This is a genomic window from Blastomonas sp. UPD001, from assembly GCF_003426715.1.
Taxonomy (GTDB): domain Bacteria; phylum Pseudomonadota; class Alphaproteobacteria; order Sphingomonadales; family Sphingomonadaceae; genus Blastomonas.
In genome coordinates this window covers 37202-51521 of the sequence record NZ_QKVT01000001.1, presented here as the reverse complement: position 1 = coordinate 51521, position 14320 = coordinate 37202, and the positions used below count along the sequence as shown (strand labels likewise).

At 65.5% G+C, this 14320-nt stretch carries 15 protein-coding genes; 3 read left to right on the top strand and 12 right to left on the bottom strand.

The genetic code is table 11. The features are described 5' to 3' along the window. Positions 1-157: 157 nt before the first annotated feature. The 5 genes from DM995_RS00260 to DM995_RS00240 form a co-directional block, all read right to left on the bottom strand. Positions 158-670 (bottom strand): tetratricopeptide repeat protein, encoded by a 513-nt coding sequence (locus tag DM995_RS00260; RefSeq protein ID WP_116970246.1) that lies wholly within the window; start codon positions 668-670, stop codon positions 158-160. A gap of 29 nt (positions 671-699) precedes the next feature. Next, entirely contained in the window at positions 700-1923 is a 1224-nt protein-coding gene (locus DM995_RS00255) for an RsmB/NOP family class I SAM-dependent RNA methyltransferase (protein ID WP_116968110.1), read from the bottom strand. After that, positions 1920-2180, bottom strand: a complete 261-nt coding sequence (locus DM995_RS00250; protein WP_116968109.1) for a hypothetical protein — start codon at positions 2178-2180, stop codon at positions 1920-1922. The genes DM995_RS00255 and DM995_RS00250 overlap by 4 nt, the downstream gene beginning before the upstream one ends. 6 nt (positions 2181-2186) lie before the next feature. Then, a complete protein-coding gene (gene guaB, locus DM995_RS00245) occupies positions 2187-3644 on the bottom strand; it encodes an IMP dehydrogenase (RefSeq protein ID WP_116968108.1) in 1458 nt (485 codons plus the stop codon). A gap of 63 nt (positions 3645-3707) precedes the next feature. Continuing rightward, positions 3708-5228, bottom strand: coding sequence for a M28 family peptidase (locus tag DM995_RS00240; RefSeq protein WP_116968107.1), 1521 nt, complete (start codon positions 5226-5228; stop codon positions 3708-3710). Positions 5229-5310: 82 nt separating this feature from the next. Here DM995_RS00240 and DM995_RS00235 point away from each other — a divergent pair, with 82 nt between their 5' ends. Further along, positions 5311-5508 (top strand): hypothetical protein, encoded by a 198-nt coding sequence (locus DM995_RS00235; protein WP_116968106.1) that lies wholly within the window; start codon positions 5311-5313, stop codon positions 5506-5508. 88 nt (positions 5509-5596) lie between these two features. Then, complete coding sequence (locus DM995_RS21065) at positions 5597-5794, top strand: hypothetical protein (RefSeq protein ID WP_157973018.1); 198 nt, start codon at positions 5597-5599, stop codon at positions 5792-5794. A 62-nt stretch (positions 5795-5856) separates the two neighbouring features. On the opposite strand, the gene DM995_RS00230 is transcribed toward DM995_RS21065, so the two are convergent. From DM995_RS00230 to rpsM, 5 genes are all read right to left on the bottom strand, one after another. Beyond that, complete coding sequence (locus tag DM995_RS00230) at positions 5857-7989, bottom strand: prolyl oligopeptidase family serine peptidase (RefSeq protein WP_116968105.1); 2133 nt, start codon at positions 7987-7989, stop codon at positions 5857-5859. A 214-nt stretch (positions 7990-8203) separates the two neighbouring features. Beyond that, positions 8204-8623 (bottom strand): 50S ribosomal protein L17, encoded by a 420-nt coding sequence (gene rplQ / locus DM995_RS00225; protein WP_116968104.1) that lies wholly within the window; start codon positions 8621-8623, stop codon positions 8204-8206. 247 nt (positions 8624-8870) lie between these two features. Then, positions 8871-9923: a DNA-directed RNA polymerase subunit alpha gene (locus DM995_RS00220; RefSeq protein WP_116968103.1), complete on the bottom strand. Its 1053-nt coding sequence runs from the start codon at positions 9921-9923 to the stop codon at positions 8871-8873. Between the two features lie 110 nt (positions 9924-10033). After that, on the bottom strand, positions 10034-10423 hold the full coding sequence (gene rpsK / locus DM995_RS00215; protein ID WP_023836212.1) for a 30S ribosomal protein S11: 390 nt from the start codon (positions 10421-10423) through the stop codon (positions 10034-10036). A 72-nt stretch (positions 10424-10495) separates the two neighbouring features. Next, positions 10496-10864: a 30S ribosomal protein S13 gene (gene rpsM, locus DM995_RS00210; protein WP_023836211.1), complete on the bottom strand. Its 369-nt coding sequence runs from the start codon at positions 10862-10864 to the stop codon at positions 10496-10498. 303 nt (positions 10865-11167) lie between these two features. On the opposite strand from rpsM, the gene DM995_RS00205 reads away from it, so the two are divergent. Beyond that, positions 11168-12253, top strand: coding sequence for a succinylglutamate desuccinylase/aspartoacylase family protein (locus tag DM995_RS00205; RefSeq protein ID WP_232823946.1), 1086 nt, complete (start codon positions 11168-11170; stop codon positions 12251-12253). Positions 12254-12269: 16 nt separating this feature from the next. On the opposite strand, the gene DM995_RS00200 is transcribed toward DM995_RS00205, so the two are convergent. Then, positions 12270-13142: a hypothetical protein gene (locus DM995_RS00200; RefSeq protein WP_157973017.1), complete on the bottom strand. Its 873-nt coding sequence runs from the start codon at positions 13140-13142 to the stop codon at positions 12270-12272. Beyond that, on the bottom strand, positions 13139-13825 hold the full coding sequence (locus DM995_RS00195; protein ID WP_116968101.1) for a hypothetical protein: 687 nt from the start codon (positions 13823-13825) through the stop codon (positions 13139-13141). Before DM995_RS00195 ends, DM995_RS00200 begins: the two co-directional genes overlap by 4 nt. Positions 13826-14320 lie beyond the last annotated feature (495 nt).

Below are 14320 nucleotides of genomic sequence, written 5' to 3'. Positions count from 1 at the left end.
TTCCATGACATTCAAACCAGTGTTGCACTTCAAACGTGAATCCACACCCCCGCCTGCGCGGGGGTGACGTCGCACATTCCAGCAACCTTGATGCGGGGCCTTCGACAGGCTCAGGCTGAGCGGAGGTTGGAAACTGAGCCTGGTGTCGGCTCTGAGTTCAAGGCTGCTCGGTCACCGTGGGGGTCGAGGCCACCGCTTCGGCCGAGAGCACCGGCTTGGCCGCGGCCTTGTCGATCGCGGCGAGCAGGCGGCCGGCTTCGGTGCAGCCGGTGGTGCACAAGGCCTCGATGCGGACCAGATTGCGCCGCGCCTTTTCGACCGCGCCGCGCTGGATCATCGCCTCGCCCTGGCCTGCCAGCGCGGCGACATCATTCGGGTCGAGCCGAAGCGCCTCGCGATAATAGCGGATCGCCTTGCCAGGCAGGCCCTGCGCGCTCGCCACCTGCGCGAGCGCGATATAGGCGGTGCGGTTGCCCGGATCGACCGCGAGCGCGGCTTCGTACAGGCCGTTGGCCTCGTCGAGCTTGCCGGCTGTCTGGGCCTTGGCGCCTTCGTCGACCAGCAGTTGCGAGGCCGGGTTGACCGCATAGCGGACCGGCTGGCCGATCCCGGTGCTGGAAACGGTCGCGAGAACGAGCGACAGGGCAATGGCGGCGGGCGCAAAACGCATGAAGATCTCCCAGGCAGTGCGTAACGCTATCATGACCGCCGGGCTCTTGTGAAGAAAAAGCCGTCGGTGCCGTCGTGATGCGGGGTGAGCAGTCGGCCAGCGAATCCGCCGCTTTGCGGCGCATCGCTCAGCCGTCCATCGGCTCCGATCAGGCGGCCAATCTGCATATCGGGGTTGACGATAGTCCAGCCTTCCCGTTGGCACAAGCCGCGCGCGGCCTGGCGTGGCCCCTCGTCGGGCAGCAGCGAGCACACAGCATAGACCAAAGCCCCGCCGGGCCGCACCAGCCGTTGGGCGATCTCGATCAGCCGCGCCTGTTCCGCGACCACGCGCGCCAGCCGGTCGGGGGTGAGCCGCCAGCGCGTTTCGGGATTGCGCCGCCAGGTGCCCGATCCGCTGCACGGCGCGTCGACCAGCACCAGATCGGCCTGGCTCTCGAAGGAAGCGAGCCGCTCCCATTCTCGCTTCGGGTCGAGCAGCAGCGGCTCGATCCGGTCGGGTCCTGCGCGCTTGCGGCGCGGCTCCATCGCCTGCAGCCGGTCGCGGCTGGTGTCCGATGCGATGATCCGCGCCTCGGGCAGCAGCGCGGAGAGCGCCAGCGTCTTGCCGCCCGCGCCCGCGCACAGGTCGATTACCAGCGAAGGGGCCTGATCGCCCAGGCACGCCTGCACGATTGCCTGGCTGCCCCAGTCCTGCACGTCGATCGCGCCCGCCTGCCAGGGCGCGCTGGCTTCGACCGGGCTATTGCCGGGCAGCCGCGCGGCGCGGGGCAGCGCGTCGCTGAACACGATCTCGGGCCAGATCGCGCGCAAGGCATCCGGATCGGTCCGCGCCGGATCGTAGCGCAGATCGAGCGGCGCGCGCTCGAGCAGCGCCGCTTGCTCCGCTTCATCGAACAGCGGCGGCAGCAGCGCCTCGATCCATGCGGGAATAACGCCACCGGCGGCCACCGGCTCGCTCTCGCCGAGCCGCGCCGGACCATAGGTCGAACCGTCGAACAGCTCGGCAAGCGCATCATCCTCGCGCGCCAGCCCGGCGAGCGCCGCGCGCCCGCTCTGCGGCAGCTCGCCGAACCGCCGCACCGCGCGCCAGGCCAGGTCACGCACCGCGCGCCGGTCGCCCGATCCCATATAGCGCCGCTCGCGGAAGAATTGGCGCGCCAATGTGTCCGCGCTCGCCCCCTGGCCGCGCGCGGCGGCAAGGATCGCATCGACCAGATCGATCGCCGCCTGGACGCGGGCCGAGGGCGTCATTCCCCGCCCTCGCGCCGCGCCTTGTCGGCCTCGGCATCGAGCTGGCGGAACAGCGTGTCGAACTCTTCGGAGCCCGGCGCCGGCATGCAGACATGCGTCACGCCGTCGCGCCGGAGCGATGCGACAAGGTCCGTCGCCGCGCGCTCGCATTGCTCGGCGCTGGCGAACAGCTGGTTGACCCGTTCGACCTCGACCCTGCCGGGCTGGCCCGGTACCGACCAGGCCAGGATCAGCATATAGGGGACGAGCTCGATCATCGCCCGTCAGCGCGTCGGGTAGTTCGGCGCCTCGCGGGTGATCGACACGTCGTGGACATGGCTTTCGCGCAGGCCCGCATTGGTGATCCGCACGAATTCGGCATTGCGGCGCAGCGCCTCGATCGTCGGTGATCCGGTATAGCCCATCGCCGCCTTGATGCCGCCGACCAGCTGGTGGACGACGTCGCGTGCGGGCCCCTTGTACGGAACCTGGCCCTCGATGCCTTCGGGGACGAGCTTCAACTGGTCCTTGATGTCCTGCTGGAAATAGCGGTCGGCGCTGCCGCGCGCCATCGCGCCGACGCTGCCCATGCCGCGATAGCTCTTGTAGGCGCGGCCCTGGTACAGGAAGGTCTCGCCCGGCGCTTCCTCGGTGCCCGCGAGCATCGACCCGATCATGATCGTCGAGGCCCCGGCGGCGAGCGCCTTGGCCGCATCGCCCGAGGTGCGCAGGCCGCCATCGGCGACGATCGGGATGCCCGACTTGTCCGCCTCTTCCGCCGATTCCATGATCGCGGTGAGCTGCGGCACGCCGACGCCCGCGACGACGCGCGTGGTGCAGATCGATCCCGGGCCGATGCCGACCTTGACGCCGTCCGCCCCCGCATCGATCAGCGCACGCGTGGCGCCTGCGGTCGCGACATTGCCCGCGATCACCTGGACATGGTTCGAGTATTTCTTGATCGCCTCAACCGCGACCGCGACCATCTTGCTATGGCCATGCGCGGTATCGACCACGATCAGGTCGCATTCGGCATCGATCAGCGCCTTGCTGCGCTCGAGTCCCGCCTCGCCCACGGTCGAGGCGGCCGCGACGCGCAGACGGCCCGCGGCGTCCTTGGTCGCATCGGGGTTCATCACCGCCTTTTCGATGTCCTTGACCGTGATCAGGCCGATGCAGCGATAGTCCTTGTCGACCACCAGCAGCTTCTCGATCCGGCGCTGGTGCAGCAGGCGCCGCGCCTCGTCCTGGCCGACATCGGCGGGCACGGTGGCGAGATTTTCCGAGGTCATCAGCTCGCGCACCGGCTGGGCCGGGTTTTCTGCAAAGCGCACGTCGCGGTTGGTGAGGATGCCCGCCAGCTTGCCCGAGGGTTCGACCACCGGAATGCCCGAGATAGCATGCTGGCGCATCAGCGCCTGCGCTTCGGCGAGCGGCGCATCGGGGGTGATGGTGATCGGATTGACCACCATGCCGCTCTCGAAGCGCTTGACCTGGCGCACCGCCGCGATCTGCTCCTCGATGCTCAGATTGCGGTGGAGCACCCCGATTCCGCCCAGCTGCGCCATGACGATCGCCATGCTCGCCTCGGTCACCGTGTCCATCGCCGAGGACAGCACGGGGATGTTGAGCCGGATGCTGTTGGTCAGCCGTGTGGTCGTGTCCGCCTGGCTGGGCACGATTTCCGACGCTGCCGGGCGCAGCAGAACGTCATCGAAGGTCAGGCCAAGGGGGATGTCCATGCGGGTGCCACTTTCTTTCAGCGAATCCGGTTTCAGTGGCGGCCCATGTAACCAAGCCGCGCGTCAATCGCCAGTGGGTGCGGGCGTATATTTCGCGCTATCGGCAAAATGCCGGGTGAGTTCGACATGCAGATTGGCATCGTCCGCCGCGCCGCCCAGCGGGGTCGCATCGGTCAGCTCGTCATCGGGCTGGTGATAGACGGTGGTGAGGAACGCCTGGAGCATCGCCATGTCGCTGAACGAGCCGCCCGCCATGATCGATTTCACCCCCTTGGCACCCAGCGCCCAGCCATCCTGGCGGCGGATGAAAGCATTGGCTTCCTTGTCGGCATCGACCTTGCGGCCAAGATCGGTCGCGATCCTGTCGACAATCTCGTCGAGCCCGTTCTCGCCGCGCCCGACCAGCGCCACCGGGGCCCCGGCGGGCGCGATCGCCACGGTATCGACGTTGAGCGCGACCAGGATGTCCTTCAACGGCACCACCGGATGATCGGCGAAATAATAGGCGCCCAGCAGTCCGCGCTCCTCGGCGGTGGTGCCCATGACATAGACGTCACGCTCCATCGGCGCGCCCCGCGCCAGCCGCTCGGCGACGGTGAGCAGCACCGCCATGCCGCTCGCATTGTCGACGGCACCATTGCAGATGCGGTCCTCGGCCTCCTCGCTGCGGCAGATGCCGAAATGGTCCCAATGGCCGAGCAGCAGCACCGCGCCCGATCCGGGCTTGCTGCCGGGGATCTTGCCGATGACATTATGGCTATCGAACGCGCGCACGCTGGTGCTGGTAGCAAGGTCGAGCGTCACCGGCAGCGTCACCGGGGCGAAATCAAGGTTGGCGGCCCTCAACTGCGCATCAAGCATCGAGAGCCGGGCTGTGCGCAACAGAGTGTCTGCCACATCTCCGCGCACCAGGCCCCCAATAGGGGCACCTATATCGTCGCTGGCCAGCCGCATCGATCCAGTCGCAATCTGGGAACGCATCCCTCCCCATGGTGCGCCGGGTGGCGGCACTACGAGGACCGCAGCAGCACCTGCCCCGGCCAGCAACTTTTGACGCTCGCGCGCCGTGGGCAGCTTGACCCCGCCCTCAATGACCGGTTCATCCGCAAGCATCAGCACGATCCTGCCCTTCACATCGGCATACACTTCGCCTTGCAAATTGACCCCAAAGCCGACGAACAGCGGCTCGCCGGTGACCCGGTCGGTCGGGTTGCGCCCCGAGAGCGCCACGCCATCCTCGGCAAGCTTCAGCACCTTGCCGCGCACGCTGGCGCTGACCGCCTGCGCATAGGGCTTGCGCTCGACCAGCGGCACCGGCTGGAACCAGGGACGCGCCGCATCATTGGTGCCCGATACCAGGCCATAGCTCGCCCAGGTCTTCGCCAGATAATCGAGCGTCTTGGTCTCGCCCGCCGAGCCGGGGCCGCGCCCCTCGAACTCGTCGCTGGCGAGCACCGCGATATGCGCGCGCACCTCGCTCTCGCTGATCGGCGCAGGCTTGGCCTGGGCGAAAGCACTGGCGGGGAGGATCGAGGCCGCAAGGGCCAGGGCGGTCAGGGCGCGACGCCGGAGGTTCTGTGTCATCCGCGGGTCATGGCGCAAAGCGCGCGGCTCGTGCAATATGGCCGCACGCCACCCCCGCATAATCCGGACGCCTGTTGCAAAAATGCCCCGCACCCGCCTGTCGATCTGCCAACGCAAGCAGCGCTTCGCCAGCGAAGAAGACGCGGTGCGTGCGGCGCTCGCGGCATCGATCGAGCTGCGCCCCTATGCTTGCGACCGCTGCGGGCAGTTTCACCTCACCAGCCGCCTGAAGGGCAAGCGTCGCCTTGTGCGACCCGAGAGGGGAAAGCATGGCCCCTGACGTCATTCCGGTAGCGCGCGCGCAAAAATGCCCCATATTCAGGGCAAATTCCCTTTCTGCCCGTGCCCGGACTCAATAAGGAGGCGCTGTGCCGATTCGAATTCCTTTGTCCTGCATGATTTCAGGCCACAAACGCGACCGCGATCGCGTCTGGTGGGACGGCGTCGACTGGCGCAGCAACTGCATCACCTGCGACAAGCCGATGATCCGCTATCGCCATAACTGGCGTCTGTTCGAACCGTCGGACGAATCCGCGGACCGCAAGACCAAGCACGTCGCTGATTGACCCTCGCGCGTTCGCGCGCCCATGGGTGCGGGGGCCAGCTTTGCCGCCAGCCCCCGTTCAATTTACTCGCCCGCGATCTTCAAGCCGGTAAAGTGCGCGAGAAACGCGTAGATGTCCGAAAATTCCTCGATGATCTTGTCGGTCGGCTTGCCCGATCCGTGTCCCGCGCGGGTCTCGATGCGGATCAGGTGCGGCTTGTCGCCGGCCTCGGTCGCCTGCAGCTTCGCGGTATACTTGAAGCTGTGCCCGGGGACCACGCGGTCGTCGGTGTCCGCGGTAGAGACCATCACCGCCGGGTAGTCGGCCTTGCGGATCGTGTGATAGGGCGAATACTCGATCAGCGTCCGGAAATCGGCTTCCTTCGACGGATAGCCGTAATCGTCGACCCAGTAGCGCCCGGCGGTGAACCGGTCGAAGCGCAGCATGTCCATCACGCCGACCGCGGCATGCGCCGCCGCGAACAGATCGGGCCGCTGGTTGACCACCGCGCCCACCAGCAGACCGCCGTTCGAGCGCCCCTCGATCGCGAGCTGGTCCTTGCCGGTGACGCCTTCCTTGATCAGATATTCGCCCGCCGCGATGAAATCGTCGAACACGTTCTGCTTGTTGGCGAGCCGCCCGGCATCGTGCCACGCCTTGCCATATTCGCCGCCGCCGCGAATGTTCGCCTGGGCGTACACCCCGCCCTGTTCGAGCCAGGCGAGCCGGGTCGGCGAGAAGCTGGGCAGCACCGAGATGTTGAACCCGCCATAGCCATAGAGCAGCGTCGGCGCGGGGCCGGTGACGCTCTTCTTCTTCACGATGAACATCGGCACCTTCGTGCCGTCCTTGCTGGCATAGAAACGCTGTTCGACGACATAATCGTCGGGGTTGAATGCCAGCTTCGGTTCGGCCCAGGTCGAGACCGCGCCCGATTTCAGGTCATAGCGATAGATGGTCGTCGGCCGGTTGAAGCTCGAATAGGCGAAGAACGTTTCGGTCGAATCGAGGTCGCCGTCGAAGCCGCCGACCGAACCGATGCCCGGCAGCGGCAGATCGCCCGCAGGCTTGCCGTCGAGATCGAACAGCTTCACCACATCATGCGCATCCTTGAGATAGCTGACGATCAGCTTGCCGCCGGCCACCGACGCGCCGTCGATCACCGCCTCGCTTTCGGGCACGATCGTCTGGATGCTGGTCTCGTCGCCCGTGACGGGCATCGCCGCGACCTTGAGCCGCGGCGCATCCTTGTTGGTGACGAAATAGATGCGGTCCCCCGCCATGCCGACCATCTGCCAGTCGTTCTTGAGCTCGGGCACCAGCACGCGGCGCTTGGCCGGATCGGCGATATCGATCATCGTCAGCCGGTAGCGCTCGTCGGTGCCCGAGGATGAGGTGACGAGCAGGAAGCGGCCATCGTCCGAGACCTCGGCGACATGGTTGAGCTGGGGCTCGTCCGGGGTCGCATAGATCAGCGGATCGGCGCTCTGCGGCGTGCCGAGCGCGTGATAGCGGATTTCCTGATTGGTGTTGAGCGACTGGAACTCGCCCGCCTTGTCGGGCTCGGGGAAGCGCGAATAATAGAAGCCCTTGCCCGCCTTGTCCCAGTCGAGCCCGGAGAACTTGACCCATTTGACCTCGTCCTCGAGCACCTTGCCGGTCGCGACGTCGAGCACCTTGGCCGTGCGCCAGTCGCTGCCGCCGTCCTGGATCGAATAGATCAGCTTCGTCCCGTCCTCGCTAGGCACCCAGGCGTCGAGCGCGGTCGCGCCATCCTTGGCCCAGGCATTGGGATCGATCAGCACGCGCTCGGCGGCGGTGGCGCTGTCCTTGACGTACAGCACCGACTGGTTCTGCAGCCCCGAATTGCGCGTGAAGAAATAGCGCCCGCCCGCCTCGCGCGGAACCCCGGTGCGCGCGAAGTCATAGAGCGCGCGCATCCGCTGGGCGAGCGCAGCGCGGCCCGGCAGCGTCTCGAGATAGGCGTCGGTGACCTTGTTCTGCGCCTCGACCCATGCGGCGACCTTGGGGTCGACGCGGACATCGTTCTCGAGCCAGCGATAGGGGTCTTCCACCTTGACGCCGAACTGCTCTTCCACCGTGTCGACCTTTTCGGTGACCGGATAGGCGATGGGCGCGTCCTTGGCGGAGGCGGGCACGGCGAGGGTCATGGCGACGGTTCCCAGCAAGGCGGCAAGAATGGCGCGGTGGCGCATGTGCGATCCTTCATGTTGTTGATTGGGCAAACGAAAACAGGCCGCGAACTTAGCATTCGCGGCCTGTCTGGCAATCCGGGATGCGGATATCCGCATGCAATTTCAGTCGTCACCCCCGCGAAGGCGGGGGTCCCGCTTCCGTGCCCCGTTGGAGCCAAAGCGGGATTCCCGCTTTCGCGGGAATGACGGCGGAGACCATCTCCGCCGTTCGGCATCAAGCGCCTTCGTATTCTTCCTCGGTCATGACCGGGCCCGAATCCTGGCCCTTGGCGCTGGTATCGCGGTCGACCAGTTCGATCACGGCCATCGGCGCGGCGTCCGAAGCGCGGAAACCGGCCTTGAGCACGCGGGTATAGCCGCCGGCGCGGTCGGCATAGCGCGGCGCCAGCGTGTCGAACAGCTTGACCAGCTGCGCATCGTCCATCAGGCGCGACATCGCCAGACGACGGTTGGAAAGACCGCCGCGCTTGGCCAGCGTGATCAGCTTCTCGACATAGGGACGCAGTTCGCGCGCCTTGGGCAGCGTGGTGGTGATCTGTTCGTGCTTGATCAGCGAGGCCGCCATGTTGCGCAGCATCGCGATGCGATGGGCGCTGGTCCGCTGCAGCTTGCGCTTGCCTACTCCGTGACGCATTTCTTTTACTCCGTTCGTAAGGGGGCCGTTTCAGGTACCCCGGTCCTGGCAAATCAGGGTCTTGCCTTTACCCTCCTCTCCCCCGCGAGGGAGAGGATAGTGGAGGTTGCGGGCTTGCCCGCTACCGAAACTTGGAGAGGGGGGAGCGGGATCGCACCCGCCTTGCCCCCTCACCCAGCTGCGACTAGGGGCCCGCGGCCCCAAGTCTTCGCAACCCTCTCCCTCGGTGGGGAGAGGGATAACAGGCTTAACCCAGCAGTTCCTGTTCCAGCTTCTTGGCCATTTCCTCGATATTCTCGGGCGGCCAGCCGGGGATGTCCATGCCGAGGCGCAGACCCATGCTGGAGAGCACTTCCTTGATTTCGTTCAGCGACTTGCGACCGAAATTCGGGGTGCGCAGCATCTCGGCTTCGGTCTTCTGGACCAGATCGCCGATATAGATGATGTTGTCGTTCTTGAGGCAGTTGACCGAACGCACCGACAGTTCCAGCTCGTCCACCTTCTTGAGCAGATAGCGGTTGATCTGGTTGGCATCGCCTTCTTCCGGAGCGGCCTGGCTGACCGAACCGGTGGTGGCGGTGGCAATGCTGTCCTCGAAATGGACGAACAGCGCCAGCTGGTCCTGCAGGATGCGCGCGGCATAGGCGACGGCGTCCTCGGGCGTCACGGTGCCGTCGGTCTCGATGGTCAGCGACAGGCGGTCATAGTCCAGTTCCTGGCCGACGCGGGTGTTTTCCACCTTGTACGACACCTGACGGATCGGCGAGAACAGCGAGTCGACCGGGATCAGGCCGATCGGCGCATCGACCGGACGGTTGGCGACGGCGGGGACATAGCCCTTGCCGGTGTCGCAGGTCAGTTCGATGTTCAGCGTCGCGCCATCGTCGAGATGGCAGATCACCAGATCCTTGTTCATCACCTCGATATCGCCCGAAACGGCGATGTCGCCCGCCTTCACCTGGGCAGGACCGGTGGCCGAAAGCTGCAGCCGCTTGGGGCCTTCGCCTTCCATCTTCAGCGCGATCTGCTTCACGTTGAGGACGATGTCGGTCACGTCTTCGCGCACGCCGGCGAGCGAGGAGAACTCGTGCAGCGCGTTTTCGATCTTGATCGAGGTGATCGCGGCGCCCTGCAGCGACGACAGCAGCACGCGACGCAGCGCGTTGCCCAGCGTCAGGCCGAAGCCGCGCTCGAGAGGTTCTGCAACAAAGGTTGCCTTGCGCTTGGGATCGCCGCCGCTCTTGACTTCAAGACCGTTCGGCTTCTTCAGTTCCTGCCAGTTCTTGATGTTGACAGTCATGGACTTCCCCTGAGTGTTGGGCGGGGGCGACGCTCATATGTCGCGCTTGGGAGCCCCGGCCGGAAATTGTTTGGGTGGCGCGTCCGCCACCCCGAACGACAGCCTGGGTGTCAGACGCGACGCCGCTTGGACGGACGAACCCCGTTGTGCGGGATCGGCGTCACATCGCGGATCGAGGTGATGGTGAAGCCCACCGCCTGCAGCGCACGAAGCGCCGATTCACGGCCCGAACCGGGGCCCTTGACTTCGACTTCGAGCGTGCGGACGCCGTGCTCGGCAGCCTTGCGGCCCGCGTCTTCCGCACAGACCTGTGCGGCGTACGGGGTCGACTTGCGGCTGCCCTTGAAGCCCATCATGCCGGCCGAGGACCAGCTGATCGCATTGCCCTGGGCGTCGGTGATGGTGATCATAGTGTTGTTGAAGCTGGCGTTGACATGAGCAATGCCGGCCGAAATGTTCTTGCGCTCGCGCTTCTTGAGCCTCTGCGGTTCGCGTGCCATATATAATATCCTGGAATAAGGGGATTGCGGGAAAAGAAAACAAGGGCGGGACGCAAGCGCGCCCCGGCGGCCTTATTTCTTCTTGCCGGCGATCGGCTTGGCCTTGCCCTTGCGGGTGCGCGCATTGGTGTGCGTGCGCTGGCCACGAACCGGCAGGCCCTTGCGATGACGCAGGCCGCGATAGCAGGCCAGGTCCATCAAACGCTTGATGTTCATCGCGGTCTGGCGACGCAGGTCGCCTTCGACGGTGTGATCGGCGTCGATCGTTTCGCGGATCTGCAGCACCTCGGCGTCGCTCAGGTCCTGAACGCGGCGGGTGTGGTCGATGCCCAGCTTGTCGGCGATTTCCAGTGCCTTGGCGGGACCAATTCCATGGATATAGGTGAGCGCGATGATAACGCGCTTGTTGGTGGGGATGTTCACCCCGGCGATACGTGCCACTACTTAAGTCTCCTGCTCCACAGGGCGCGGCACCTGCCGCCAGCCCCATCTCATCGCTTCAAAACCACAAAGCGCAAAAATCGCAGACCTCGCATTGGGACGATGCAAAGCCTGTTTTTAAGCCGCTCAATGAAAATGAAAGCCGCGCATAGGCGGAGTCGCCCATGCTGTCAAGCGCGGGTCAGGACAAAAGCAATGCGGCGCACGACAAAGTGTTTGCGCCTGCTGTCACCCTGGCGTCATACTCCCGACCGGCCCCTCGCGCAAGCCAGACGCACCATGATCGGGGCCGAGGGGGGCTGCATGACCGACGAGACGCCTGAACCGACCACCGCCGCCGCCGACGCCAGCGCCGCGAGCCCCTTCGCGATGGCGGGCGTCAGCATCGATCCCGGCACCTCGGCGACGATCGCGATTCCCGTCAGCAACACCGCGACCGGGCTGCCCGCGAGCCTCTATGTCCGCGTGCTCCATGGCGCGAAGCCCGGCCCGTGCATCTTCGTCTCCGCCGCGATCCATGGCGACGAGATCATCGGCACCGCCGTGATCCAGCGCGTGCTCGCCAAGCTGGATGCGGCGAGCATGGCGGGCACGGTGCTGTTCCTGCCCGTGGTCAACATCTTCGGCTTCCAGCAGCACAGCCGCTATCTGCCCGACCGGCGCGATCTCAACCGCTCCTTCCCCGGCAGCGCCAAGGGATCGCTCGCCGCGCAGCTCGCCAACAAGTTCCTGAAAGAGGTGGTCTGCCACTGCTCGCTCGGCATCGACATCCACAGCGCCGCGGTGCACCGCTACAACCTGCCGCAGATCCGCATCGCGCCCGATAACGAGCGGCTGCGCGAGCTCGCGATGCTGTTCGGCGCGCATGCGGTGATCGAGAGCCCGCTGCGCCCCGGCAGCTTGCGCGACATCGCGCGCGGCGAAGGCGTCGACATGCTGCTGATGGAGGCGGGCGAGGCGCTGCGCTTCGACGAGCTGTCGGTGCGCTGCGGCGTCAACGGCGTACTCAACGTGATGGCGCATCTGGGCATGATCCAGCCGCATCCGGAGGCGACGACGGTCACCCTCCCCGCCCGCTGCCGCCGCGCCATCTGGGTCCGCGCGCCACGCGGCGGGCTGTGCACGATGGCGCGCAGCTCCGGCGACGCGGTGAAGAAGGGCGAGGTCATCGGCCGCGTCTCGGGCATTTTCGGCGACGACGGACAAGAATTCCGCGCCCCGATCGAAGGCATCATCATCGGCCACGCGGTGCTGCCGGTGGTCAACCAGGGCGACGCCCTGGTGCACATCGCCGAGGTGATGCGCTTTGGCGATGTCGAGCAAAGGGTGGATCAGATTACCGAGGCGCTGCTGAACGACCGGCTGCTGGATGAGGATGAGTTGATTTGAGGGCGCCGCGCCCCGTTCAACATCGCCCGCTTCCACAACGGTGATAATTATCCCAAAACGCCCGATCACGCTGGCGTTGTTCGTTGCTGCGATTGTCGCCCGAACGGATGGCACCAATGCCGCTGAACGGGATGGGAATGGGCTCGCGCCGCTGTGATGCGCGCGCGGCCATTTCGGCCTGTTGCCGCCGCTGTTCCTCGGTCAGACAGTTTTGCGGATTAAGACGGCAGAATGCCACTTCCCAGCTGTCATCCACCATCAGCTGCATCGCGGCCCGCGCATCAGGCCGGATGATTTCCGAGAGGGTCGCTGGGCTGGCGATCCGGCTGCGCAGTGAGTTGATGTACACGAACTCGTAATAGGTCGGTGCTTCCTCGATATGGATCAAACGGCCCCGTACCCGTTCGTCGAGGTACAGCCTGGTGCGGCGCAGATCGCGGTTGCCGGGCTCGATTTCGCGCATCGCGGTCAGGCGATAGCCACTTCCCATCGTTGCGGCGCCATCTACGATCCTCTCAAGCAGACCGGAAAAGTCATCGAAGATCGGGTTTTTGGGTGTCCAGGGGCTGACAATCTGCGGTTTCAGCGCCGTGATGCGGCACATGGTTTCCGGCCCGCCCTCCGGATCCTTCCCGTAATAGGCGGTAAACAGGATCGTCGTGTTCTGCTCCTGCCGCATGTACAGAGTTTCGGAATTCGGCGCGAGCCGGAAGCCATTTTCTTTCAGACGCGTCGCAAGATTGCCCTGCTCCTCGCCCTCCCAACACATGTTGAAGCTGCCCAGAACCAACTTTTCCTTGATGGTCAGCGGCTGCGCATGGGCGGGCGCGGCACTGGCAAGCCATGCCGCCGCCAGCACACAAGCGGCCTCGGCAATGCGCCCGGTCATCGCGGTGTCCGTGCTGCAGTGGTCAGGCGGACCGCAGCCAGTGCCTGCTTTTCCACCCAACCCTTCTGCCCCGGTTGCGCGCTGCAGAACACATCCAGCAGGTCCGAACCATCAGAAACCAGCACGTGCCGAACGAAAACTTCGCGGTCGACCCCCAGCAGCTTGAAAAGCTTGCCCCGCTGGTCGAACGTCACCGCCTGTACCGGCTTGCCGCTCACCCCGCCGGGCGGAGCGAGCGTGACGACCTTTTGGGACAGGACCGGCACCGCGCGGTCAGCAGCCTGCAAAACATAGGCGCCAGGATCCCGCACCAGCGCACTCGGTGCCTCCGCTATCGCATTATCGCCGAGCGACCTGAAGGCTCCACGCACCAGCATAGCGCCACACATTATCTGCGGCTGCCCAGGATAGGAGAACCAGCGGTCGCGCCCCAAGGCATCGCCATGCTGCTCGGTCAGCGTCGCCGGATACACGATCTGCCAGCGCCCCTCGGGATCAGTGAACACCGCGTCTTTCCAGACATTGGGCCCCTTTTGCGTGATTATCTGTCCCCATTGGGTCCGCGGTGGCACGGGCCAGAGTGCTTCCCCGGTGGCCTGCGCTTGCGCGGCGGGCTTGTCGGGCGCATCATCGAGGTCGAACTTCTGCTGCGAGGCCGAAGCCGCCGAAACCAGGCTAATCAAGCAAGATGCCACACCCAACGCAATAAATTTGCGCGTCCGATTTCCTCCTCGCTTCCATTCCATGACTTCAACCCCCGGTATTCTGCATCTGTCCTTCACCTTGCAAGCTCCGGCTAAATTACGCTCTGTTGCCAATAGCTTGCACGCGCCACCTGCATATGTGGCCAAGAGCGCGCTGGCTTGTCAACCAGCGGCGCCAACGAGCGCGATGTACTTGCGAACTGGGCTGTGCGTTCGGCTGAAATCCCCCACACACCCGAGGCTATACAAGGCAATGGTGTCTGACCTGGCAAGGGACAGGGGGCCGGGGACAGCGCTTTCGCGAGGCATCCGTCCAGGGACCGAACCAAAGAGGCAGTCGGTCAGCGCGCGGGGCGCCTTCCTCCCCCGCGCAATGCCGCCGAAAGCACAAGATGGAAGGCAGTGTCTGGCGGATCGAGGCTGTGAATCGACCGCCGCATGAGCCGCCGCTCATCCCTCCGGCCCCAGGCCGGA